The organism is Selenomonas sp. FC4001 (genome assembly GCF_000701565.1).
Classification (GTDB): Bacteria; Bacillota; Negativicutes; order Selenomonadales; family Selenomonadaceae; genus Selenomonas_A; species Selenomonas_A ruminantium_B.
In genome coordinates, this window is sequence record NZ_KL370793.1 from 206256 (window position 1) to 230584 (window position 24329).

Genomic DNA, 24329 nt, shown 5'->3' on the forward strand with positions numbered 1-24329 from the left:
ATAGGGTTCTCCTAACGATTATTTCAGTTTGGCCAAATCCTGCATACGGCCTTCCACAGATTTTTTCTTTTCTTCATAACCAGCCAGTTTTTCCTTCTCACCGGCTACCACATCAGCCGGAGCCTTGGCGAGGAAGCCTTCATTGCCCAGTTTCTTGGCCAGGCGGCTGATTTCCTTGTCGAGTTTTTCCAGTTCCTTCGTAAGACGTGCCGTTTCCTTATCCACATCAATGAGGCCCTTGAGCGGCAGGAATACTTCCACGCCATTTACCATACCAGCCATCGCATTTTCCGGCTTGTCGGCACCAGCAGGCAGAATGGTAATCGGGTCAGAAGATGCCAGCTTGTCAAGATAGCTCTGATTTTCCGTAAATACGGCGCGCAGGGATTCATCCGTGAAATTCAGAATCAGCTCGCTCTTTTTGCTCGGAGCCGCGCCAACTTCCGCACGCATATTGCGGACGGTCTTGATTGTTTCCATGATGGCCGTCATATCGGCTTCGATTTCATCGCTGATGCACTCGGCCTTAACTTCCGGCCAGCTGGTTTCCATAATGCTCTTGAGGGCATCATCATGGGGAACCTTCTGCCAGATTTCTTCCGTGAGGAACGGCATGAACGGATGCAGCAGGCGCAGCGTGCCTTCGAGCACCGTGGAGAGCACATAAAGGGCCGTATTGCGGGCACGGACGTTTTCCTTGTCGTAAAGACGTGCCTTCGTGAGCTCGATATACCAGTCGCAGAACTCATTCCAGATGAATTCATAAATCATACGGCCGGCTTCGCCCAGTTCGAACTTGTCCAGATTTTCCGTAACGTCACGCACCGTGCGCGCATAACGGGACAGAATCCATTTATCGGACAGCGTATAATCTTCCGCGGAAGGCTTGAAGCTCTTGTCAAAGCCTTCGAGGTTCATGAGCATATAGCGGGAAGCGTTCCAAATCTTGTTGGCAAAGTTGCGGGCGCCTTCCACACGTTCCCAGTAGAAACGCATATCGTTGCCCGGCGTGTTGCCCGTAATCAGCATGAAACGCAGGGTGTCAGCACCGTATTTTTCAATAACTTCTACCGGGTCAATACCGTTGCCCAAAGACTTACTCATCTTGCGGCCCTGGCTATCACGAACCAAACCGTGGATAAATACATGATGGAACGGAATATCCTTGCCGAATTCCAGGCCCATCATAACCATACGGGCTACCCAGAAGAAGATGATGTCGTAACCGGTTACGAGCGTAGCCGTCGGATAGAAATGCTTGAGCTCTTCCGTCTCGTTCGGCCAGCCCATGGTTTCAAACGGCCAGAGGCCGGAACTGAACCAGGTGTCAAGCACGTCTTCGTCCTGATGGATATGCTTGCTATGGCAGTGCGGGCATTCCGTCAAATCCGTACGGGATACGCTGGTCTCACCGCATTCATCGCAGTACCATGCAGGGATGCGATGGCCCCACCAAAGCTGACGGGAGATACACCAGTCGCGGATATTTTCGAGCCACTGCAGATAAATCTTGCTGAAGCGTTCCGGCACGAACTTAATGCGGCCGTCTTTAACGGCTTCCATAGCCGGCTTGGCAAGGCTTTCCATCTTGACGAACCACTGCTTGGAGACCATCGGTTCAATCGTGCTGTGGCAGCGGGAGCAGTGACCGACAGCGTGTTCATGTTCTTCAACGGATACGAGTACGCCGAGTTCTTCGAGCTCTTTGACGAGTGCCTTGCGGCATTCGTAACGGTCCATGCCGTTGTACTTGCCAGCACCCTCGCCCATCGTACCATCGTTGTTGATGACCTTAATCTGTTCGAGGTTATGGCGCAGACCCATTTCAAAGTCGTTGGGGTCATGAGCCGGTGTAACCTTAACGGCACCAGTACCGAATTCCTTATCGACATATTCATCGGCGAACAGCGGAATGCGGCGGTTCACAATCGGCAGAATCAAGGTTTTGCCCACGATATCCTTATAGCGTTCATCTTCCGGATGCACCGCTACGCCCGTATCACCGAACATGGTTTCGGGGCGGGTCGTAGCGATTTCCACGTAGCGGTCCTCGCCCTCTACCTGATAGCGCAGATGCCAGAGATGGCCGTTTTCGTTTTCATGTTCCACTTCGATATCGGAAATGGCCGTGTTGCAATTCGGGCACCAGTTGGTAATACGCGTGCCCTGATAAATAAGCCCCTTGTCATACAGGCTTACGAACACTTCACGCACAGCCGCAGAGCAGCCTTCGTCCATCGTGAAACGCTGGCGGTCCCAGTCACAGGAAGAACCCAAAGAACGCAGCTGGGACATGATGCGGTTGCCATACTGTTCCTTCCAGTCCCAAACGCGTTCGAGGAACTTTTCGCGGCCCAGTTCATAGCGGTTCGTGCCTTCTTCACGCAGGGAAGTCTCAACCTTGGCCTGCGTAGCGATACCGGCATGGTCACAGCCCGGAATCCAAACGGCATTGTAGCCCTGCATGCGGCGGAAACGAATCAGAATATCCTGCAGCGTGTTGTCAAGCGCATGGCCCATGTGCAGCTGACCCGTGACATTTGGCGGCGGGATAACCATGCTGTACGGCTTCTTGCTCTTGTCCACTTCTGCATGGAAGAGTTTGTTCTCCTCCCAGAACTTATACCATTTCTTTTCAAACGACTGCGGGTCGTAAACCTTCGGAATGTTGTTTTCCTGCGTCATTTCTTCGCTCATCATTATCCTCCTCAATAAACTAAAAAGCGCCTTCGCCCCAAAGGACGAAAGCGCATACTTTCGTGGTACCACCAATGTTTTCTGACCCGTCAATTTGACATGTCAACTTGACAAGTCAGCTCAAAGCCTTAACGCGGCCAGACGTCTGCACCTACTCCATTCAGCACAGAAGCTCCTAAGCGACCTTCAAACCTGCCATGGGGAAACTTCCACCAACCATTTCCTCTCTATGCCACAGCCGCAGCCCTACTCCTCTTAGTCATTGCCCTGCTATATTTCTAATACGGCGTTAATTCTACCACAAAATCAAGCACTTGACAATGACCTACCAACAATTTGCTTAATCAGCCTGGATTTCTGCTTTCTTAACGCAAAGACAACGTCAAAGGCTCCATCTTCACCGCCGTCTTTGTCTATCGGCGCTAATTCATCATAACATTTCCATAAACCTGGTATCCCATTCCGGTTTTCTTCAAAGAATCGGCAACCCCACTAATACCTGCGATACTACGCCGGCGAAAAACCAGGCCATGGCTTTCCGCACACTGTGAGAGTTCATATACGCATCATAACCTATACAGAGGTCAACAATCAACGGCAGCAGAAACAATACAACATACAGGGCTTCCATCGTCAGCATCCTCCTTTTATAAAGTCAGAAATCCAAGCTATATAGAGCATATTCGTCGGATGAATATCAGATTCCTTCTCCATCTTATGTATACATGAAAATAATCTTAGAATTATTTTTGTTTATTCAGATAGACACAAAAAACTCCCGCCAATCCAATGTCTGATTGGCGGGAGTTTTCTTTAGCCGTATATTAAATCATATTTTTAACATAGGAATCATAGAGAGCCTTGAGTTCTTCCATCTTGTCGTACATTTCCACCTGCAGGCCGGAAGCGGCAGCGTAATCGCCTTCGTTCAGGGCATTGATAAGCAGGGTGAACAGAGATTTTTCGTCGATGCTGTCCTTAGCCAGGTAAGAACGAATGCCGTTAATCTTGTTCCAATTGTAGGAATCCAAATCCGTCACGAACTCAGCCTTGATTTCCTTGGCAGCGCGGACGATGTCGCGATTTTCCGGAATGATGCGGGCAATGAGTTCCGTCTTCCAGCGCAGCAGTGCACCGGCACGGAAAGCATTGATAATCGTGTCATTAAGGGCACCGCCAGCCGTGATAACGGCCTTCTTATCCGCATAGTTCTCGAAGTTCTGCATGTTTTCCCAAACCGTTGCAGGAGGTGCACCGAACAGACGGTCGCGTTCTTCGTCCGTATAGTCTTCGAACACGTCATTTTCGCTGCGGTAAGCACGGTTCTTCTCCAGATAGAAGCCTTCTTCCCCAGCGTCCTTGGAAAGTTCCGTCAGAAGTTCTGCCGTGGTATGAGTAACGGCAGCTTTGATGCCGTCAAGGCAGGCGGAGTAAATGGCAGCCAGCACCAGATAGGTATTGGTGTACGGGTTGCAGGCACGGAGTTCGAAGCGGGTTGCATACGGATTACCCAGGTCGCGAATCAGGCCGGCCAGAATCGTACGGTTACGGGACGGCTGGTCCGGACGATGGCCCAGGGACGTAACGATACATACCGGAGCTTCAAAACCAGGTTTCAGACGGTTCAGGGAGTCATTGGTAGCCGATACAAACGGATTGATGGCTTCGTAGTTCTTGAGCATACCCATGAGGGAGCCATAACCGATAGCGCTCATGAAATCCTTATGCTGGTCATCTGCAGTAAAGAGGTTGTGGAGCTTGCCATCTTTGGTAACAGCAGCCATGCCGATATGGGTGTGTTCACCGTTACCAGCCAGACCAATCATCGGTTTTGCCTTAAAGCTTACTTCGAGGCCGATGGAACGGAAGGTTTCCTTAACCACCGTGCGCACGAAAATTTCGTTATCAGCAGCCTGCAGGGCATCGGCAAACTTCCAGTCGATTTCCAGCTGTTCGCAAACATGGGTCATGTTGCCGCTGCCGTCAATCTGTGCTTTGAGGCCGCCGACTTCCTTATGGCCCATTTCGACCTTGAAGCCGTATTTGTCGAGTTCGAGCAGGCAGTTTTCCATTGCCGTGCGCACAGCGCCATGAGTACGTTCCCAATACTGTTCCTGCATGACCTGGGAAGCAGACATTTCTTCGATGGCTGCTTCTTCGAGCGGCGTCTTAACCCAGAATTCCAATTCCGTAGCGGAAGTGAACTGAATGTCAACAACATCATTGCCGTTGATGCTTTCAAGACCGGAAATCTGCGGATGCTTCTTGAATGTGTCCAGCAGTTCCTGTTTTACATAGTTCAGCGTGTCAGCCAACACAGCGCGGGAGTCAACGCGCTTGCCTTCATGCACGAGGAAGGACGGAATACGCAGGGTACCTACCGGCTTGCCCGTTTCTTCATCGTAGAATTCCATGTTGTAATCCACGAACCAGTTAACGGACGGGTCAATGGGCATATCAACCTTGGCATTGTTCAGGGTAGCAATACCCGTCAGCACAACGGAGGAACCGTCGGTCTGTACTGCAGTGCCGGCATAAAATTCATCAATGTCCTTGATAAAGATGCGCACGGGAATTTTTTCGTCCGTATCGTTACCGGCCATATCCACACCCACGAGGGATACGAATTTAATTTCCGGATGAGCCTTAAGCTGCTCGATAATATCCTCTTTTTTCGAATTCGCCGGAATCACATACAGTAAATTTTCCACGTAAAACCACCCTTTCAATAATTAAATACGAAAAAGCCATGCAAACACACCCCAAACGGGGATAACGTCTGCATGGCTCCATTGCCAAAAAATATTTTTCTTTACGAGAAAGATATTACCATAGCCAAAGCCTCTTGTAAAGACCTTTTCTATGTATTTTTATGTATACTTTACTTAAGCATGGCGAGCATCGTACCAGCAGCTACTGCCGTACCGATAACACCAGCCACGTTCGGGCCCATAGCATGCATCAGCAGGTAGTTGCCCGGTTTTGCCTTCATGCCGACCACCTGGCTTACGCGGGCAGCCATCGGCACAGCAGATACACCAGCGGAACCAATCAGCGGATTGATCTTCCAACCGGACAGACGGCACATGAGCTTACCAAAGAGCACACCACCGGCCGTACCGGACATAAAGGCAATCAGACCAAGGCCGATAATCAGCAGCGTTGCCGGCTGCAGGAAGTCGTCAGCATTCATGGTCATGCCCGTACCGGTTGCCAGGAAAATCGTTACGATATTGCAGAGAGAATTCTGGGCCGTATCGGAAAGACGGTCCATAACACCGGATTCACGGAAGAGGTTACCCAGCATCAGGCAGCCAAGCAGAGCGGCAATCGGCGGCAGCAGCAGGCTGATGATGATAGCAGCTACAATCGGGAAGCAGACGCGCTCGAACTTCGTTACGGGGCGGAGCTGTTCCATAGCGACTTCACGCTCTTTCTGCGAGGTCAGCACTTTCATAATCGGCGGCTGAATCAGCGGCACCAGAGACATGTAGGAGTACGCTGCTACAGCGATAGCGCCCAGAAGATGCGGCGCCATCTGAATGGACAGGTAGATAGCCGTCGGGCCATCAGCACCACCGATGATACCGATAGCACCAGCTTCCTGCACCGTGAAGCCCAGGAGCATGGCACCCACGAGGGCCACGAACACGCCAATCTGGGCAGCTGCGCCCAAGAGCAGGGTAACCGGACGAGCCAGCAGCGGACCAAAGTCCGTCATAGCACCAATCCCCAAGAAAATCAGCGGCGGGAAAATTTCATTGGCAATACCATAATGGATGGCCTGCATAAGTCCCGGCTCCTCTAAAAATCCCGTACGCGGGAAGTTAGCCAGGATACAGCCAAAAGCAATCGGCCCTAAGAGCAGCGGCTCAAATTCCTTGACGATTGCCATGTAAAGAAGTACAAGACCCACGAGAATCATGATGCCATTGCCCATGGTGAACGCGGAGAAACCGCTGTCAGCCCAAACGGCCTGCAGGGAAACGGCAAATGCGTTGAATAATTCCATAATAAATCCTCCTCCCCTGCTTTAACCTCGGCTCTGAATTGCCTGACGGCCGGAATTTTTCCAGTTGTTGCGCTCCAGAGGACGAATGGCCCGGACGCTGTCGGCGCCATAACCCATGCTGGCTACGGCAGCGGCAATAACAGCAACCACCTCAGGAGAAATCCCCTCTTCCACAGGTGCAGCCGCTACTGGCTCAGGTTCAGCTACAGGAGCTGGTGCCGCAGGTGTTTCTTCCTGCGGTGCAGCCTTCGGCTTCGTGGGGTCAATATAGTGAATAATATTAATCACCACACCCAAAGCCATCAACACCAAGAACACAACGGTCATGTTGATCAGCATAATAATCAGCGGATTGGTTGTTACTGGTTGTGACATACACTCACCTCATTCATTTTTTAGGCATCCCTTGCCTATTCTCACCTAATATAGACACTTACACTAGGTTATTATAACTCATATTTATAAAAATAGAAATACCCTTTATGTGAATATTATTCATAGCAGAAAGTTATGCAAACGCCGCCTTAAAAATCCCACTCCTGCAGACGCTTGACATATAACTTCTGAAAAGCCGGATATTCGCCCAAACCTTTCAGGCTCACCCGCACGGAAAAACCGGCGGCCTGCAGACGATTAAGCCAGGATTCTGGCTCAGAACCTGCAATATCCTCATTGACATGGGCACCGCCGGAAAGAAGCAAAGGAGCAAGAAGCAGTTCTTTTGCACCCTTGTCCTGCAGCCTTGCCAGCACCGCCGCAAAGTCCGGCGTGTCCGTCGGCTCAATCACGCCGATATGAATTGGAAAACCTGCCTTATCGGCATCAGCCTGCAGATTTTCATAAGCCGGATTATGCTGATGCGGGGAACCATGCCCCACAAGCACCAAATCCTCACCGGCTTCCAACGGGAAAATTTCCTGCAATACGGCCAGCATGTCGGCACCATCAGCAGGACGCTCCATCAAAGGACGGGAAATCACCAGCCGGTCAAACTTCTGCCGATAAGGTTCTACAACCTGCAAAACCTTCTTCTCATATTCTTCACCGGCTGTAAGATACCCCGGCTGAATGACGACTTCGGCAAAACCATCCGCGAGCAACCTATCCAGTGCTTCGGTCAGGGAATCCACATGCACACCCTGTTCCGCGAGTTTTTTGCGGATAAACACAGAGGTATAGGCCTGCCGGAGCGTAAACTCCGGATAGGCCGCCTCTATCTGCCGAGCGGCAGCATCAATACAATTTTTGCGCGCCTGCTCATTAATCACGCCAAAGCTGGCAAATAAAATGGCTTTTTTCATATCAGCCCTGCTCTTTTTTGACAACATCGGCAATCTCGTTGCAGATTCTGTCGAGCTGTGCCTGGTCCGGGCCCTCTGCCATTACACGGATAAGGGGCTCCGTACCGGACGGACGCACGAGAATACGGCCTTCGCTCCCCAGTTCAGCTTCACCCTTGGCAATGGCAGCAGAGATGGCTTCGTTCTTCTCCCAGCCTTCCTTCGTAGCTACGCGCACGTTAACCAGAAGCTGCGGATAAGTCGTCATAAGAGCCGTCAGCTCGGAAGCCTTGCGGCCGCTGCGCTTCAGGGAAGACAGAACCTGCAAAGCCGTGATGGGACCGTCACCCGTGGTGCTGTAGTCCGTGAAAATGATATGACCGGACTGCTCGCCTCCGATTTTGTAACCGCTCTTGAGCATGTTTTCGAGAACATAACGGTCACCAACCTGCGTAACTTCTACGCGGCCGCCAGCTTCCTTGATGGCCTTGTGAAAACCGATGTTGGCCATAACCGTGGAAACAACCGTCTTATGCGGCAGGGTGCCCTTCTTGATCATATCCTGTGCGCACATTACGAGAATGTGGTCGCCGTCGATAATCTGGCCCTTTTCATCCACGCAGAGGCAACGGTCAGCATCACCATCATGGGCGATACCAAAGTCTGCATTGTTTTCCACAACAGCCTTCTGCAGGGATTCCATATGCGTGGAACCGCAGTTGTCGTTGATGTTCACACCGTTGGGCAAAGCATGGATAACCTTGACCTTGGCACCCAGTTCACGCAGAACCTTAGGCATTACTTCATAGGCTGCACCATTGGAGCAATCGAGTACAATCTTCATGCCGTCAAAACGTTCCGAGCAGGTGCTGATGACAAACTCAATATACTGATTCAAGAGGTCTGTGCGGTACTCGATATGACCGATTTTCTCGCCCGTCGGACGAGCCAGATTGTCGTCATTTTCGAGCTGATGCACGATTTCTTCGAGCTCATCTTCTACAGCATCCGGCAGTTTGTAGCCGTCACCGCCGAAGAACTTAATCCCGTTGTCATGGAAGGGATTGTGGGAAGCAGAAATCACGATACCAGCCTTAGCCTTATGACGGCGAGCAAGGTATGCTATAGCCGGCGTCGGAATTACACCAGCCAGCATAGCGCGGCCGCCCGCAGAGCAGATACCAGCCGTCAGGGCTGCTTCAAACATTTCACCGGACAGACGCGTGTCACGGCCGATGAGAATCAGCGGCTGTTCCTCGCTGTCACGACCAAAGTAAATCGTAGCTGCCCGGCCCAGGCGGTAAGCCAGCTCCGGCGTCAGGCTGACATTAGCCTCGCCGCGTACACCATCTGTACCAAATAATCTTGCCATAATTAGAAAATCCCCCTAATAATAGCGATTTTTATCGCTGAATTTACACATGTTATTTATATTATCATATTTTTTTCAGAAAATCCACGCCACATGCAATAAAAAACGGGGCCTTCTCTCCCACTTGCACCAAAGGAAGGAGAAAACAGTCCCCAATTATTTGTATTATGACGTTTTAACATATTTCAGACTTTCAAATGATTTTTGTACCTGCCATTCAGCGTCTACGTCTCCGTTATCATATTAGGAAAGTAAAACTATGATGAATATTTCATTCTGCAGTTTCGAATAAAGCCACTCCATTTATCAGCATACTGCAGTTTCCCCTCCCCGGCCGCCACGCTGCGGTTATCTTCTACATACTTCCCGTCATGGTAGACAATGGCCTGCACCTCATCCTCTGTCAATGGGAATCGACTAGTTGCCAAATAAAGCCCGCGAATAGGAACACTCAGTATAACAGGTCTTTTTTGAAGCGATATAGCGTAGTTGCGGGATAGCCATAAGCCTTTTGCTTCGGGCTGGGCTCATTCTTGATATACTGTGGCTTCCCTGGCATACATGCCTTGCCTAAATCATTACGCAACGCCACAATAACACAGCTTTCATCGCTTATTTCCGGAGCAAGCACTGCCTTGATTTTCAGCAGGTTCTACGTCACGTTTGCACTATGCTCCAAAAGGCCACGCTCACGGCAAAGATGATATCTCGTAGAAGCCGGCGTTGTAAGATACTCTGTTTCATTTTCTATGAACTTCATTAATTCTGCAAAATGCTCCTTGCGATTGATAACTTTAGCTTTTAACGTATTACAATGTTCCATCAATTCCATTTGCTACTCTCCTTATCATTTTACATCAGCAGAACCCACAGTAGAAATAAACCATAGTAACATCTTCTGGAATTATCCTGCTACCTGTCATTTTTTCGAATACATCTCCATAATGCTTTTTCCACGCATCCAACTGCGTACGTTTAGTTTTATCGTGCGTTATGTCAAACACAACATTCAGTAAAACCAGTTTCACTTTTATTATTTTATCAAAGTGCATTTCATGATTCATGTTATACAAAAAGGTAAGTCTATTACCTATTTGATAATATTCTTTTTCCCATAGCGATGAATCATACTTATTTTTATAAACATCCTCACACACCTTTCTCATGCTTTTCCTTATCTTCTCAATGCTTTCATCAGATGTTGCTCTCATGTTAGACAACATTTCTTTTTCATATGATTTCGCTTCAAAAAGATATAACTCACTTCCATCTTCGGATAGCGCAATAGCATCCCATTCTGGGCCATTCTTAGGCCAAAATGAAAAATCCACATCTTTAAGCGATGGAATTTTTTTCTTTAACTTTTCTTCTGTAAGTTTATATTCATCATATGATTCATTTTCCAAAGGAGATATCCATTCTAATGATTTTACTCCGAGTTTATTCTCCAATTCTTTCCTTAAAAACTTAGTATTAACGATTTCTTGCATCCAGTATTTACTTCCTTTTTCCGCTCTCATATTTGATGGGTTGCTCATAATAATCCTCCCTATAGTAAATAAAAGTATAAGATTGAATCATTGTATGAAAAAACATAACCACCATTAATAGTCAAACTGTCTCTTTTTCAAAAAAGAAAAAGCTGTCTTATATTTCTCCAATCGTTTCAAATCTTTCTCCGTAACTACAGGAAGTCTTGATAAATCCATATTGTTTTTAAGGTCAGCCAGCTTAACCTTAGTGGCCAACGCATTTTCACTAATCAGACGGATATAATCCAAATATGGCACTCCATCATTATGGGTTAAGAGCTTTAGAGCCGATAATTCTTCGGGTGTCAGAAGCTCCTGTAAGGCTTCTAAAGTAACGTTTGTATCTTCTACTACGTCATGCAACAACGCTACAATTCTCGCCGACTCATCATCCCCTACATTGGAAGCCACCGTCACAGGATGAAGAATGTAGTCTACTCCTGCCTTATCTTTTTGGTCTTTATGTGCTTCAGCAGCAATCTTATAAGCTGCACCTACCCGTCCAGCCATACTAGAAAAATCGATAATATCACTACTATCCATCAATTTATCCTCCATTGGTACTTCTCCCATTTTATGGTATTATCCTAGTCACTTTTTTCTTTGAAAATCTAGCCCCTCGTAGACACGAACAGGATTCCCACGCACCAGTTCGTAATGTTCATGACGAGCATCGCTTTTTGCCTTGACTCCAGCTTTTGCTCGCTGTTTTTCCAGCAGACCTTCCAATTTTCTAATGGCAATCCTTCGATTAGCCTGCTGTGTCCTTTCCTCAGTAGCCGCCACCACTATGCCTGTGGAACTGTGAGTGATTCGGACACCTGTTTCTACCTTGTTTACATTTTGGCCGCCCTTGCCGCCGCAATGGAAATATTCGATTTTGTACTCAGCACTGTCAGATACTTCTTCCTCATTGGGTAATATGCTTACATCAATGTACCAGTTCTTCCGTTTATAGTGGGGGCGAAAAGGGCTTTGGCAAATCCAAGCAATAGTTCCCGCTAAGGATGAAGCATCATGCGACGTCTCCAGAATAACTGAACAAAGACAATCCCGATTATGTCCCTTGACACTTGACAGTATTGTCACATCCGAAAATTCCTTTCTCACTTCTTCGAAAAAGAACGTGACAGCTCGTTCACACTCTGCCGGACCTTGTCCGGAACTAATTTGTAATCGCATAGCCTGTCCTCAATCATCTCGTCCAGCCTTAAAATTGTAGACTGGACGCAGAACTTTTGTTATTTTTACGGTATCACGGATTGCTTCCTTTATTTCTTCCATGCCACGGTAGGCAAAGGGAGCTTCATCCAGAGTATCCTTGGATATGCTTGGCGAGTAAATTCCCTTCATTGCCCGTTTGAAGTCAGAAACTGTGTAATTGTTGGCTACATCAATACGCTTCATAATCCGTCCGGCACCATGAGGAGCAGATTGATTCCAATCATCATTCCCCTTCCCCACACCGATAATGACCCCTTCTTTCATGTTGATGGGGATAATCACAGTTTCTTCTTTTCTGGCCGAAATGGCTCCTTTCCTCAAAATAGGCTTCTCCGGGCGAAAATCTACATAGTTATGCTGACAGGAGAAAATATCATCTACCTTCCATTTCATGGCTTTGCAAATCTCATCAATCATAATTTGTCGGTTCAAAGCCGCATATTCCTGAACAATGGCGAGGTCATGAAGGTAAGCATTCATGACCTCGCCTTCAAGCCATGTCAACTCATAGGGAACTGCCACTCCTCTGGCTTTGAGTGCCTTCTGTCCTTCTGAAAGGTAATACTCTGTGATTTCTTTTCCCAAGTGGCGGCTGCCAGAGTGGATTGTGACATAGACGTTTTTATCATCATCCACATCAATCTCAATCATATGATTTCCGCCGCCTAAAGTACCAAGGCTACGCACGGCTCTTACCTTGTTGATATGCTTATCAGCGGAAAGTCTTGCAAAATCAAATGTTTCTGCCATATGGTGAACTTTGGTGCGTATGCAGCTGCCTGCCGGAACGTTTTCAGCTATTACTTTATCAAGCCTTTGATATTCAGGTCGGAACTTCTTTAGCTTTGCCACAGTCAGCCCACATCCAATGTCAATACCCACCACCTCTGGCAATAACCTATCGCCAACTGTCATGGTGAGGCCAATAGTACATACCTTTCCTGGATGAACATCCGGCATGACACGAATTTTACTCCCTGCGGCAGCTTCATTATCCACTAGAAGTTGAAGTTGTGCTTTGGCATAATCGTCCAAGCTGGTATTTTCATTGTCAGTAGTATAAACTATGGCCTCGGCGTATTTGCCCTGTACAGATATTATTTTCATAAAAATCCTTTCATCATAATCATTCAGAGGTCATGGATATTTTGTTAATTCGCCAAATTAAATAGTTTTATAATGATAGGAATAATGCTCCTTATTCATTGCTATTTTCAAGTTAAGCTTCAAAATAGTTAACCATAATATCGAGACTCCTTCTTTCTTCGAATACGATTAGCCCTTTTCTGCTTTTTCGTCATCTTTGGCATATTAGTAAGACCTGCAAGTTCCATTCCTTCATCAGTATACCAATTCGGCATCCAAGTCTCTCCGTAATCACGCATCATCAATGTCCTTTGAGACTGCAACAATAATTCAAAACTAATTTTCCCCTGCACAAAGTTACTTATAGCGATTAAGAGCCTTTCCTGTCCGTACAACTCCCCTTCAAATTTTACCAAGTCCATGTAATTATGCATTACTTCGTTATATACTGTGCCGTCCGGATCTTGATACCAGCCATAGGCGTTCATATCCGATTCATCACCGTGAGCACATCTCTTAATATCTTCCTCAGTATTTGTGATTCCTTCAAGCACAAATACACCACCACAGCATCTGTGCTTATGAGGATTCTCATAATAACGATAAACTAAATCCCCCTTCTTAAAGGGCGTGGGGAAACAAAACCAGCGACTTTCAAAAGCTAAACAGTACAAATCCTCTTCATAGTCACTTAGATTTTCAAGACACGGATCTTTTTCAATTTTAATCCTGTGCGTCTCGCAAAAGTTCATATGTTCCTGCAGGAAGGCATGAAGGCTGTCCCTATTGATGGCAAAACGTCGTTTCGGCATAGGACAATCCGGCATATTTTCAATAATCCAACGATAAGCAGCATGCTTCTCATCCATTGTCTTATTTGCACTATGATAAACCAGCCATGCCGCTTGCATAGAATCACACTGATAATTTATGAGCTGTAAATATTCCCGGATGTCCTTGGAATTGATAAAAGATAGAATATCCATATATTCCTCTCCTTTTTAGGAATTTTATTTTCACCTTCCTCATGGTGAAATAGTGTTATATCGTAAAACGACGAAGATGTAAATCAAATTTTTTTATGAATTCATTCAACCCTAATGACATTTCTTCCTTACAGAAATCATCAAATTCCTCAAAAGACATCATAGATAAAATCTTTGCTGTATCCTCCTCTGAAAACTCTGTATGCTGTTCACTATCCACAAAGCCGTCATCATTCCCACAAACAATAGATTCCACATGGATTTCATCGTTTACCATTCTGCAATAAATCATATTATTCGCCTCGCTTATTCATAGCATAACTCATTTCTAATCAAGTATTATAATGTATCTTTTTACCACGTTTATTTACTTTATCCCCAATTAGATGATGTTTTTCTAAAACTACATAAAAGCTATCCGGATAATACCTTTTATAATAAGCCATACACCATGCAATTTTTACATCCGTAATAACACTTGCTTTCGGACGCATATAACGATACTTATCCCATGATTCGATGTAACAATCTGGTATATCAGCATCATATAGAGCTTTTACTAAATAAGCATTGAGACCTTTTCCTCTTCTAACATCCTCCATTATATAGTAAGCATGCTCAAAACTGATATTGTGCTCCAGCAGGTATAACATGACGTTTTCCCTAATACCAATCAATTCATTGATTGATTCACAAGGCATAGAAAAGCACTTCTTATTCTTCCTTGTCATCCATGGTGAAGTATCACATATCAAAGCCCACGCACTTAATAAATCTGAGAATTTATTTAGTGTATACCTAGATAGGATCTGCCATGATGAAACATTAAATAATAAAGGCAAGCATTCTTCATTTTGTAATTTTTTGGAATCAAACAACTCTATTATTTGACTATCACAATATGAAATATCATCCATATTTACCCCTGTTAATTCTTCTAAGTCATGTAATATGGATAAATATTTATTCACATAGACTCGTTGTTTGATATGAGTATCTTCAACCAGTAAATCACTTAAAACGCCATCTTCATTTCCAATAGATTCCACGATATTTATACCATGATTGTAATTCTGATAATCATTCATTATTACATCCCTTAGATAATCCGCAAACACAAAGCTGAAATATGCATATTTATTTTTTTCGCCATCAATTCCCCAAAATGATTCAAACGGAATATTGAAACCCGATTTTATCATTTGTTTACCACATTTCTCACAAATTTTATCAGGCAAATCGTATGCAACAGTCCAGTACCTCTTAATTTGTTCATCTGGATTAACCATTAAGTGGCATGATGAGCAATAATAATGTGGTGGCAAGGGATTTATATTAGTAATTTTACAAAAATATGCTACCAACGAAGCACTCTCTGTTCCGACAGCTCCATACTTGTATCCCAATGAACGTGCTTTATCAACTAATTTTATTGTTCTCAAATAATAACTAGCGTAATCAATCTTTTTAATACATTTCAACTCATATTTTACACGATTCAATACAAAACTAGAAATTGGTGTTCCGTATTCTTCTTGTGCTGCTTGCATACAAATATTGTATAGCTGCTGAAAAACATTTTTATTACCTAATGATTCTTCTATACACATTATCAGTATCCCTATTATCATTCTTTAATCATATCTTTGACCTCAGTGTATTCCTTCTAGCAGTGTAATTTGACTGTATCTAATAAGCCATTACGATGTTTGGCAATGATAACTTCCATGATATTATTGATTTCTGTCCCCCTATCACAGCAACCATCACTGTAAAGAAACATGACCATATCCGCATCATGCTCCAACGAGCCAAATTCACGTATGTCCGAGAGCACGAGGCGCTTATCTTGACGGATATTTAAGGAATGTGGAAGCTGAGTCATTAAGACGATTGGAACATTGACTTCTCTAGCTAGTTCTTTCAATGTCCGGGAAATCTTTGAGATTTTCTGCTTATGTTTATCGCTGTTTTTTGAAACTTCTCCCGGCATCAATTGTGGATAGTCAATGAAGATGGTAGAAAGCTTTTGCTCTTTTTTTATTTTTCGAACCTTGGAGCACATCTCCATAAGCTTAAAGTCATTGGTATCGTCTATGTATATAGGAGCTTCACTCAAACGTTCGCTGGCTTCATATAGTCTCGTCCACTCATCATCGTCAAGGTCTCCTTGGAGAAACTTTTCGACATCAATCCTACTTTCAAAGCATAGCATATGCTGAACAAGCTGTTTCTTGCTCATTTCTAAAGTGAAGTATGCTACTGCCCCTTGATTTTGCTGACCAATGAAGCTGGCCATGTTCAAAGCAAATGCTATTCTATCGATGGAAGTACAGGCAACTACAAGCACCAATTCTGAAGGTTGCAGGCCATCTATCATGTAATCAAGGGTATTAAAGCCGATAGAAGGTCCTGTAATATAATCTTTTGACTCGCAAAGACTATTGATGTTCTCAAATGTAGAGTCTAAATGTGTACGATTTTCTGCCATTACTACACACCACCTTACTTCCTTAAAACTTGTCTTTATAACACATGACCAGATAAATTCTTTAATATTCGGTTCTAACGAAATGAATAATTTTTTCTTCGTGAGATCAGTATACTCAGCAATGCATCGCATTTCAAATAGGGGTGCATTTAACCCCTCTGGGGGTATTATACTAGTTCCACCTAGGGCGAGGGGTGCAGCACAATTGATACGGGATGTCGGCCAAATATAATCAAGTTGCTATTGCCATTGACATACTAAATTTCTCCGCCTTGTTACCTTTTCCATTTCTCGCAAGCATCGACAAATTTTCCGAGGGATTTTTGCAAAGCTATAATACGTTCCTCACAATTATCAAGCACATCCCATGTTACGGTTATCCCGAATATACGTAACGTGGAAACAGGAGCATCCGATGCGCTAATATTTGATATGACTGCGTTGGTGGAAGTTTCGGAAATCCAAAGTGCATCTCCGAGAAATTTACACAATGCGTTATAAGGAACTTTCCCTTCACAGATACCTTCATCACTTTCTTTATGCCAGCCATATAAATCAGCCCAAAAACAAAAACAATATGGGAAACTATTATTAGCCTTCCAAGTTCCTTTCGTGACATTGTATTCTATAGGTTGCCCCTGCAATCGGTCTATCATTTCTTCAAACGTCACATCGTCCTCAACTTTTTCATTCTCAAATCCCTGCAGTATTTCCCTGTCATTAGGCAAAAAAGGAATTTGCGTATAACCATACTCTGTAACCAAGAGAAAAATATACCATATGCCGTCATGCATGGCATAACTCAAATACTCTTTTTCGTATTTTTTAAAGGTCTTAATATCCCACTTATCCGTCAGGAGAATGACTGTTTTTTCTTTGTGACGCGTGTGGCGGTAGTTTTGAGCTATCATCCTGCTCTGCTTAGACATCATCGAAAATGCTTTATTGAGCGTCACATTCCCACGGCATATTGCCAAAAAACGTGGATACACTTCGGACGTAGGATTACCAAAAGGCCAAGTATTACATTTCTGATTGTTAGAGGCGAATACATCATCCCCCGTGTGGCTCTCCAACACAGAATCAATATTTTGAATTGGATTGAGCGTTCGGCTGATATTTAGTATGTCGCGGACAAAAGGATAAATGAATCCTTCATCGACAGGTGCAATTTGACGGAGTACCTTTTCATTCCGCTCTTCACCGATTTTAGGTTCAATTATTTTGTGAATTTCCTTCAGCTTCATTTTCATTTCCTCCCAACGGCCCATTGTATCTCTCATTCATCAAGCGAATTGTATCTGCCAGTTCTTTTCTAAGTTCCGGCGGCGATAACACTTCCACATATGCTCCGTACTGAAGAGACCAGTAAAACATGGCGTTATAGTTACACCTCAGTGCAACAACAATGGTTTTCGTTTCCTTGTCTCGCTGGACTATGTAAAAATCTTTGCCAAACCAATCAATAAGATCGTTCATCATTCCCTCGTTTGTACGGAGTTTAACAGGTACGCTCTCACCGCAGAACATATACGTATGCTCTGCCAAGTGGCGCGGCAGATTAAATCCTTTTTCCACGCCCCTAATTTCTTTGATTGGCTTGACGGGAATATCTGTCATTTTTATGTTTGTGATGCGATCAATTCTGTAGTGAGTAATGTCAGGATACTTGTCGCTGTTACCGAGCAGGTAATATCTGCCATTGTTAGCCACCATTTGATACGGGCTGACAATATATGGCATTTCCTGTCGGGGATGTAATTTAAAATCAGTGCCATAAGAATTGTACACAAACGATACTTTCTTTCCTGCGTCAATAGCATCATTCAGCACATCAATCACAATCATGAGCTGCCTATTGCCCATACGTGATATTTCCGGCAAAGACCGCACATGAGACACCTTGGCTTCAAAATATATGTTGGACTGCTTTTTCAGCTTATCAATAAGCCGCTTGCCTTGGGATTGAGAAATGTTCTTAGAGGACAACACGCTGTCAATGAGCATTCTCAGTTCGGCATCGTCAAACTCCCGACTGGCAAAATAATAGCCGTCATCCATATTTATATCGTAGCCAAAATCGATAAGGTCAAGAACATTAGACTTTATCGACCTTCGGTCACACATAACCCCGTATTCTGTTTTCAAAAGTCGCATTATCTCTTGTTGGGTAAGATGATGATTCGCATCGGAATGTTTTTTCAACACCCTCAATATCATAAGTATGAGAAGTTTCTTCCTATCGTTGCCATACATAGCTGCTCTTCCTAATCAACACCATATATTTTATATAGCCAATTTAAGACATTTGGGAAACCTTCCGCCTCAGCTAATTTCAAAAAATTACTGTCGTAAAATTCCTGCTCACGATTATAAAGTGTTTTTATCATCTTACGGACAGTATCTTTTTTTCCGTAGTGAATTTTTTTATGACAAGTAGGGCATAAGTAAATTAAATTTTTTTCATGATATATTGCATCGAATAATGCTTGATCTTCTTTTCCTTTGCATAAATGTTGTTGGATAAAATGATGTGTCTCAAAGTAATTTAATCCATTTCTAGCTTCGAATGTTATATGCCTTCTACTTTCCTTTGGATCACCATCAGTGCTATCAAATGCGCATCGTAGCTTAACACAAAGTTCTTCCTTTAATTGTTCAAGATTTAATCTTGGGTTATTTTCGTAGTAAGTCTCTAATTTTTCTCGTAATGCCAGGTCGCCGACTGTTTTCCCTTTGCCGATTCTCTCATCCTTAAGCTGACGTTTATTGGGTCTAATATTTATCCCGTATGTATCGTGCAGAACCTTATAGGTGAATTTGCTTTTGCCAGAGTTCTTCCAGTTGATTGTCTCAAGCTGCGATAGAGCAAAACAAGTAATTTCTGTTCCATCAGATGCAATATCTCTTACACCAATTGCCGTAATAATACCACGCAAAATAATTCTACTGGTGTTGTCAGGAAGATTGGAATAGTAAAGGTAGCAAACATCGCCTACCTCCATGTTTTTGGGATCGTTCGAGTTGTATTGCCATAAAATCCTTCCGTTATCACCACTGTCTAACAATCGTTTAAAATCAAAAGTTAAATAGTTGGCTGGTATCAAAAAATATTTTCGATTCACTTCTCCATCCCCCTCTACATAATTAATCCAACACCATCTGGCATTTACGTGAAAACTCTCGCCAGTCAGCTTGCGTTGTCTCTGCGGTTATCTTTAGTCGGAATACTGTCTCCCTTGAAATAACTTCCCAAGGATAAACACGCTCATCCTTCGGAATACTGCTCATGTAATCGTCGAAAACTACTTTAAGATGCTCCGGTATCCTCTTGGAGGCAAACAAGCTCCCATCGGGTGCTATCAGGGAAAATTTATCAATCGTCACCATAACTTCATCACTAGACATGTCTATGCACCTCCACAATTTGGTATTCTCTATCTCGTTCATATTTCCTCCTCAGTATAGCATAGGTGCCTGACATTTATTTGTACATAGGGAAAAGTTTTCAAGCCCCTGTCCAATCTTGAAACACCACCATCATGTAGCCATCCCCCGTCACCTTATCGAACCTTGCCTTGTCTTTCTCGTATCGCTTCACCAGCCCATTGATTTCGGGAGCGCAGGATTTATCCCTTTATCTTCTGTAGTATTAGTCTAGCAAATCTTATGGGTAAAAATTTCCCATAATAACATATACTGACCATAGCAAAGTATACAGCTTTGCGCTATAATACAAAACCCGGTAAAACTTTTCTCACAATAAGTTTTACCGGGTTTATAAACATTGAATTGTACTCTATTACATGAACTAGCCAAACAACGAAATCTGGTCGGATTCGCCCATTCCATCCAGACAGCCATGGTCGCGCAGGATTTCGATATTGGTTTTGGAAATGCCTGTGCGGCGGCGCAGGTCTTCGATACTGGTAAAGATACCATCCTTGCGGGCTTCCACAATGCTTTGGGACGCTTTGGTTCCCATGCCTCCCAAGCTTGCCAATGGCGGCAGCAGAGATTTTTCGTGGATGATGAATTTTTCTGCGTCAGAGGTATAGATATCCACATTCTCGCAGTCAAAGCCCCGCAGATACATTTCCCAAGCCAGCTGCAATACAATCAAAGTTGCATTCTGCTTGGCATCCAGTTTCTTTTCCTTGGAAATCTCTTCAAGTTCATGAATCTGCTGCCCCACATATTCCTGCCCTTTGGCAATGACGTTAGCGTCAAATTCATCGGCGCGGATGGAAAAATATGCCGCATAGTAAGCCAGCGGATAATGCACCTTACAGAACGCGATGCGATAAGCCATCATAACGTAAGCCGTTGCATGCGCACGCGGGAACAGGTATTTTATCTTTTGACAGGAGTCGATATACCACTGGGGAATATCGCCGTCCTGTAATTTTTTGACAACATCGGGGGCAATGCCTTTGCCCTTACGCACTTTTTCCATGGTCTTAAAGGACAGCAAGGGGTCAATGCCGTGATGAATCAGATACATCATGATATCGTCACGGGCCGAGATGGCGTTCTTAATGGTGCACTGGCCGCTGCGGATAAGGTCCTGCGCATTGCCCAGCCACACATCCGTACCATGGGAGAAACCGGAAATACGCACCAGGTCCGAGAACACGTCCGGATTGGTGTCGTCAATCATCTGACGGGTAAAGGGTGTACGGAATTCCGGAATACCGAAAGTTCCCGAAGTTGCCCCAAGTTCCTCTGGCGTGAGCCCCAAGGCGTCTGTGCAGTTAAACAAGGACATTGTGGCCACATCATCAAAGGGGATGGTTTTCGGGTCACGGCAGGTCAAGTCCTCCAGCATCTTGATTACCGTCGGGTCATCGTGGCCCAGAATATCGAGCTTAACCAGACGGCTGCTGATGGAATGGTAATCGAAATGGGTGGTAATCGTTCCACAGTTCATATCGTTGGCCGGATGCTGAATAGGCGTAAAGAAATGCACGTCCATATCGCGGGGCACAACCATGATGCCGGCAGGATGCTGGCCGGTTGTGGACTTGACGCCCATACAGCCATGCGCCAGCCTGTCGATATAGGAGATATGTTTCTTTATCCCCTTTTCCTCGAAGTATTTTTTCACATAGCCAAAGGCCGTCTTATCCGCTACTGTCTGAATGGAACCGGCACGGTATACGTTGTCCTTGCCAAAGAGGATTTCCGTGTACTTATGCGCCACTGGCTGGTAAGTACCAGAGAAGTTCAAATCGATATCGGGAACCTTATCGCCATCAAAGCCCAGGAATACGGCGAACGGAATATCGTGGCCGTCTTTGATAAGCGGAGTGCCGCAGACCGGGCATTCCATATCCGGCAGGTCATAGCCACAGCCGTAGGAACCGTCGGTGATGAACTTACTGTACTGGCAATGCGGGCAGCGCCAATGCGGCGGCAAAGGATTAACCTCGGTAATACCTGTCATAGTAGCGATAAAGGACGAACCTACGGAACCTCGGGAACCTACCAGATAGCCATCGTCATTTGATTTTTTTACGAGGCGCTGGGCGATAAGATAAAGCACCGAGAAACCGTGGCCGATAATCGGCTTGAGTTCCTGCTGCAGACGCGCTTCCACGATTTCCGGCAAATTTTCGCCGTACATGGATTTTGCGCGGTTGTAGGACATGGATTCAATTTCCTCGTCCGCACCGGGAATCATCGGCGAATACAAATCGTCCGGAATGGGCTTGAATTTCTCAATCATATCGTTGATTTTCCGGGGATTTGTCACCACGGCTTCATAGGCCGCTTCTTCGCCCAGATATTCAAATTCAGCCAGCATTTCCTCGGTGGTGCGCAGATAAAGAGGCGGCTGCATGTCCGCATCATCAAAGCCCTTGCCCTTCATCAAAATGGCACGGTAGATGCTGTCCTCAGGATTGAGGAAATGTACGTCGCAGGTAGCCACCAGCATTTTCCCAAGTTTTTTAGCCAGTTCTGCCACCTTCAGGTTGATGTCAATCAAATCCTGGTCCGTGGTGATATGTGGGAATTTATCGCTGCGCTTCAAAAAGTCATTGTTATGGATTGGCTGGATTTCCAGATAATCATAGAAGGAGGCAATCTCGATAAGCTGCTCCTCGCTCTGCCCTTCCACAATAGCTCGAATCAGTTCCCCGGCTTCGCAGGCAGAACCAATGATGATGCCGTCCCGGTACTCCTCAATGATTTTTTTTGGCAGGCGGGGCTGACGGTGGAAATATTTGACATGGGACAAGGATACCAACTGATAGAGATTGCGCAGACCGTTGGGATTTTTTGCCAAAAAGATGATATGGTTGGCCCGCTTCTGCTCGAAATCGTCACCGGTGAGGTAACCTTCCATGCCGTAAATGACCTTGATATTGAGTTTTTCGGCAGCCTTAGCCGCATCCGGATAGGCCTGCACCACACCGTGGTCGGTGATGGCAATAGCCGGCCAGCCCCAACTGTCAGCAGTCTTGATGAGGTCTTTTACGGACACTACAGCATCCATTGCACTCATGGTCGTATGGGCATGAAGCTCCACGCGCTTGACCTCGGCATTATCCTCGCGCTTCTTCGTTTCCTTCTTGGCTAAAGAATCCACAAAGACCACATACTCATTCATGTAGGTATCAAAGCGCACGGAACCACGGATGCGGACAGCCATGCCCTCTTTGAGCTTGCCCATGATTTCATCGAAATCCTCTTCCTGCCCATTGCGGCCCTTGCCGGGCTTAAAGAACTTCTTGCAGGCAATGCCGTCCGATTCATCCGACAGACAGAATGCCAGCATCTTGGTGCCGGTTTTGAATTCGATGGTCTTGAGACCGGAACCGACACCTTCGCCGATAAAGCCTTCCAGAATAACGCTCTTGGTTTCCCCATCCAAATCGGCAATCAGCTGGCGCTCGCCCATGATGCTGCGGCCAAAGATGGTATTGCCCGCGCCCTGCACCACCACCGGCTGGGAAAAGTCTTCCCGCTTCTTGGGGGCAGCCTTGGGCTTGGCCTCTTTTTTGGGGACTGCTGCAGGTGCCGGGACAGCATCGGCATGGGAACTCGTCTGCTTTTCCGCCACGCGCTCCTTATGAAGCGCCGCCTGATATTCTGGTGTATTGAAACTGTCATCCACAGAAAGATTCTGCAGGACCTCATCACTGGCTTCACATGTTACGGGACAGCGATAGCCCAGCATATCCTTGATGGCCCGGCCCATAAGCTGTGTCACCGCATGGGCCCGCATGATTTCGCCGCCGAGTTCCCCGGGAACCTTAATCAACAGTTTGCTGCCGTCTACCACATACTTGGAACGCTTCAAGAGCTGGAACACCGTAGGATTATCCTCGGCCACTGTCGTAACCAGCTGGGGCCAAACCTTGCTGATACCATCTTCAATATCAATGATATCCTGATAGAAGATAACCTTCTGCAGGTTACACTTGCCCTTAATCTGCTCCGCCGCCCGCTGCAAGAGGCTGTCCGGAATGAGGGTCTGACTGGTCAGAGCAATCTCCCAAATGCCGGCCTTCACGCTGACTTCCACATGGCGGATAACAGCATTTTTCAGCAGGGTCTTCTCCTCATCATCCAAGGTCATCCCCTGCACCAGCTGCCAAAACATATTCTCTTGTTGCGGAACAATGCGATACTTCTGCATAAAC

Annotated in this window: 22 protein-coding genes and 1 other annotated feature; all 22 genes read right to left on the bottom strand. The window is 45.6% G+C overall.

Going from position 1 to position 24329, the window contains the following annotated elements:
• Positions 1-18 precede the first annotated feature (18 nt).
• Positions 19-2685, bottom strand: coding sequence for a valine--tRNA ligase (locus T320_RS10675; RefSeq protein WP_037356527.1), 2667 nt, complete (start codon positions 2683-2685; stop codon positions 19-21).
• Positions 2686-2734: 49 nt separating this feature from the next.
• Positions 2735-2969: a binding site (T-box leader), on the bottom strand.
• Between the two features lie 200 nt (positions 2970-3169).
• Entirely contained in the window at positions 3170-3328 is a 159-nt protein-coding gene (locus tag T320_RS14685; RefSeq protein WP_156032816.1) for a hypothetical protein, read from the bottom strand.
• A 193-nt stretch (positions 3329-3521) separates the two neighbouring features.
• The gene (locus T320_RS10680) at positions 3522-5408 is read right to left on the bottom strand and encodes a type I glutamate--ammonia ligase (RefSeq protein ID WP_037355636.1); all 1887 of its coding nucleotides are present in this window, start codon (positions 5406-5408) and stop codon (positions 3522-3524) included.
• A gap of 170 nt (positions 5409-5578) precedes the next feature.
• Positions 5579-6709: a sodium ion-translocating decarboxylase subunit beta gene (locus T320_RS10685; RefSeq protein WP_037355637.1), complete on the bottom strand. Its 1131-nt coding sequence runs from the start codon at positions 6707-6709 to the stop codon at positions 5579-5581.
• 21 nt (positions 6710-6730) lie between these two features.
• Positions 6731-7084 (bottom strand): OadG family protein, encoded by a 354-nt coding sequence (locus tag T320_RS10690; RefSeq protein ID WP_037355638.1) that lies wholly within the window; start codon positions 7082-7084, stop codon positions 6731-6733.
• Positions 7085-7233: 149 nt separating this feature from the next.
• Entirely contained in the window at positions 7234-8010 is a 777-nt protein-coding gene (locus T320_RS10695; protein WP_037355640.1) for a sirohydrochlorin cobaltochelatase, read from the bottom strand.
• Between the two features lies 1 nt (position 8011).
• Entirely contained in the window at positions 8012-9361 is a 1350-nt protein-coding gene (gene glmM / locus T320_RS10700; protein WP_037355642.1) for a phosphoglucosamine mutase, read from the bottom strand.
• 257 nt (positions 9362-9618) lie between these two features.
• Positions 9619-9768: a hypothetical protein gene (locus T320_RS14985; protein WP_231465890.1), complete on the bottom strand. Its 150-nt coding sequence runs from the start codon at positions 9766-9768 to the stop codon at positions 9619-9621.
• Between the two features lie 245 nt (positions 9769-10013).
• Positions 10014-10193 carry a hypothetical protein gene (locus tag T320_RS14990; RefSeq protein ID WP_231465891.1) on the bottom strand — a complete coding sequence of 60 codons (180 nt, stop codon included), beginning with the start codon at positions 10191-10193 and terminating at the stop codon, positions 10014-10016.
• 25 nt (positions 10194-10218) lie between these two features.
• On the bottom strand, positions 10219-10899 hold the full coding sequence (locus T320_RS10710) for a hypothetical protein (RefSeq protein WP_037355644.1): 681 nt from the start codon (positions 10897-10899) through the stop codon (positions 10219-10221).
• Between the two features lie 66 nt (positions 10900-10965).
• Positions 10966-11451: an HD domain-containing protein gene (locus tag T320_RS10715; RefSeq protein WP_197019422.1), complete on the bottom strand. Its 486-nt coding sequence runs from the start codon at positions 11449-11451 to the stop codon at positions 10966-10968.
• Positions 11452-11484: 33 nt separating this feature from the next.
• Positions 11485-12075 (bottom strand): peptide chain release factor H, encoded by a 591-nt coding sequence (prfH, locus tag T320_RS10720; protein WP_037355646.1) that lies wholly within the window; start codon positions 12073-12075, stop codon positions 11485-11487.
• A gap of 9 nt (positions 12076-12084) precedes the next feature.
• Entirely contained in the window at positions 12085-13224 is a 1140-nt protein-coding gene (locus tag T320_RS10725) for an RtcB family protein (RefSeq protein WP_037355648.1), read from the bottom strand.
• Between the two features lie 128 nt (positions 13225-13352).
• Positions 13353-14189: a hypothetical protein gene (locus tag T320_RS10730; RefSeq protein WP_037355650.1), complete on the bottom strand. Its 837-nt coding sequence runs from the start codon at positions 14187-14189 to the stop codon at positions 13353-13355.
• Positions 14190-14244: 55 nt separating this feature from the next.
• Positions 14245-14466: a hypothetical protein gene (locus tag T320_RS10735; protein ID WP_156032818.1), complete on the bottom strand. Its 222-nt coding sequence runs from the start codon at positions 14464-14466 to the stop codon at positions 14245-14247.
• 55 nt (positions 14467-14521) lie between these two features.
• Positions 14522-15799, bottom strand: a complete 1278-nt coding sequence (locus T320_RS10740; protein WP_197019423.1) for a PolC-type DNA polymerase III family protein — start codon at positions 15797-15799, stop codon at positions 14522-14524.
• Positions 15800-15855: 56 nt separating this feature from the next.
• Positions 15856-16680 carry a DnaB-like helicase C-terminal domain-containing protein gene (locus T320_RS10745; RefSeq protein ID WP_051608728.1) on the bottom strand — a complete coding sequence of 275 codons (825 nt, stop codon included), beginning with the start codon at positions 16678-16680 and terminating at the stop codon, positions 15856-15858.
• A 275-nt stretch (positions 16681-16955) separates the two neighbouring features.
• Positions 16956-17927 (bottom strand): hypothetical protein, encoded by a 972-nt coding sequence (locus T320_RS10750; RefSeq protein ID WP_037355657.1) that lies wholly within the window; start codon positions 17925-17927, stop codon positions 16956-16958.
• The gene (locus T320_RS10755) at positions 17896-18936 is read right to left on the bottom strand and encodes a helix-turn-helix transcriptional regulator (RefSeq protein ID WP_051608729.1); all 1041 of its coding nucleotides are present in this window, start codon (positions 18934-18936) and stop codon (positions 17896-17898) included. The genes T320_RS10750 and T320_RS10755 overlap by 32 nt, the downstream gene beginning before the upstream one ends.
• A gap of 11 nt (positions 18937-18947) precedes the next feature.
• On the bottom strand, positions 18948-19805 hold the full coding sequence (locus tag T320_RS10760; RefSeq protein WP_037355659.1) for an HNH endonuclease: 858 nt from the start codon (positions 19803-19805) through the stop codon (positions 18948-18950).
• Positions 19806-19827: 22 nt separating this feature from the next.
• Entirely contained in the window at positions 19828-20088 is a 261-nt protein-coding gene (locus tag T320_RS10765; protein ID WP_156032820.1) for a hypothetical protein, read from the bottom strand.
• Positions 20089-20491: 403 nt separating this feature from the next.
• Complete coding sequence (locus T320_RS10770; RefSeq protein WP_037355663.1) at positions 20492-24325, bottom strand: PolC-type DNA polymerase III; 3834 nt, start codon at positions 24323-24325, stop codon at positions 20492-20494.
• Between the last annotated feature and the right edge of the window lie 4 nt (positions 24326-24329).

Coding starts and splice junctions, on each gene's coding strand:
- T320_RS10675 (WP_037356527.1), bottom strand. CDS start 2,685: ATGACGCAGGAAAACAACATTCCGAAGGTTTACGACCCGCAGTCGTTT.
- prfH (WP_037355646.1), bottom strand. CDS start 12,075: ATGCGATTACAAATTAGTTCCGGACAAGGTCCGGCAGAGTGTGAACGA.
- T320_RS10745 (WP_051608728.1), bottom strand. CDS start 16,680: ATGGCAGAAAATCGTACACATTTAGACTCTACATTTGAGAACATCAAT.
- T320_RS10740 (WP_197019423.1), bottom strand. CDS start 15,799: ATGTGTATAGAAGAATCATTAGGTAATAAAAATGTTTTTCAGCAGCTA.
- T320_RS10770 (WP_037355663.1), bottom strand. CDS start 24,325: ATGCAGAAGTATCGCATTGTTCCGCAACAAGAGAATATGTTTTGGCAG.
- T320_RS10730 (WP_037355650.1), bottom strand. CDS start 14,189: ATGGATATTCTATCTTTTATCAATTCCAAGGACATCCGGGAATATTTA.
- T320_RS10695 (WP_037355640.1), bottom strand. CDS start 8,010: ATGAAAAAAGCCATTTTATTTGCCAGCTTTGGCGTGATTAATGAGCAG.
- T320_RS14990 (WP_231465891.1), bottom strand. CDS start 10,193: ATGGAATTGATGGAACATTGTAATACGTTAAAAGCTAAAGTTATCAAT.
- glmM (WP_037355642.1), bottom strand. CDS start 9,361: ATGGCAAGATTATTTGGTACAGATGGTGTACGCGGCGAGGCTAATGTC.
- T320_RS10735 (WP_156032818.1), bottom strand. CDS start 14,466: ATGGTAAACGATGAAATCCATGTGGAATCTATTGTTTGTGGGAATGAT.
- T320_RS10725 (WP_037355648.1), bottom strand. CDS start 13,224: ATGAAAATAATATCTGTACAGGGCAAATACGCCGAGGCCATAGTTTAT.
- T320_RS10750 (WP_037355657.1), bottom strand. CDS start 17,927: ATGAAGCTGAAGGAAATTCACAAAATAATTGAACCTAAAATCGGTGAA.
- T320_RS10755 (WP_051608729.1), bottom strand. CDS start 18,936: ATGTATGGCAACGATAGGAAGAAACTTCTCATACTTATGATATTGAGG.
- T320_RS10765 (WP_156032820.1), bottom strand. CDS start 20,088: ATGTCTAGTGATGAAGTTATGGTGACGATTGATAAATTTTCCCTGATA.
- T320_RS14685 (WP_156032816.1), bottom strand. CDS start 3,328: ATGGAAGCCCTGTATGTTGTATTGTTTCTGCTGCCGTTGATTGTTGAC.
- T320_RS10715 (WP_197019422.1), bottom strand. CDS start 11,451: ATGGAGGATAAATTGATGGATAGTAGTGATATTATCGATTTTTCTAGT.
- T320_RS10710 (WP_037355644.1), bottom strand. CDS start 10,899: ATGAGCAACCCATCAAATATGAGAGCGGAAAAAGGAAGTAAATACTGG.
- T320_RS10690 (WP_037355638.1), bottom strand. CDS start 7,084: ATGTCACAACCAGTAACAACCAATCCGCTGATTATTATGCTGATCAAC.
- T320_RS10685 (WP_037355637.1), bottom strand. CDS start 6,709: ATGGAATTATTCAACGCATTTGCCGTTTCCCTGCAGGCCGTTTGGGCT.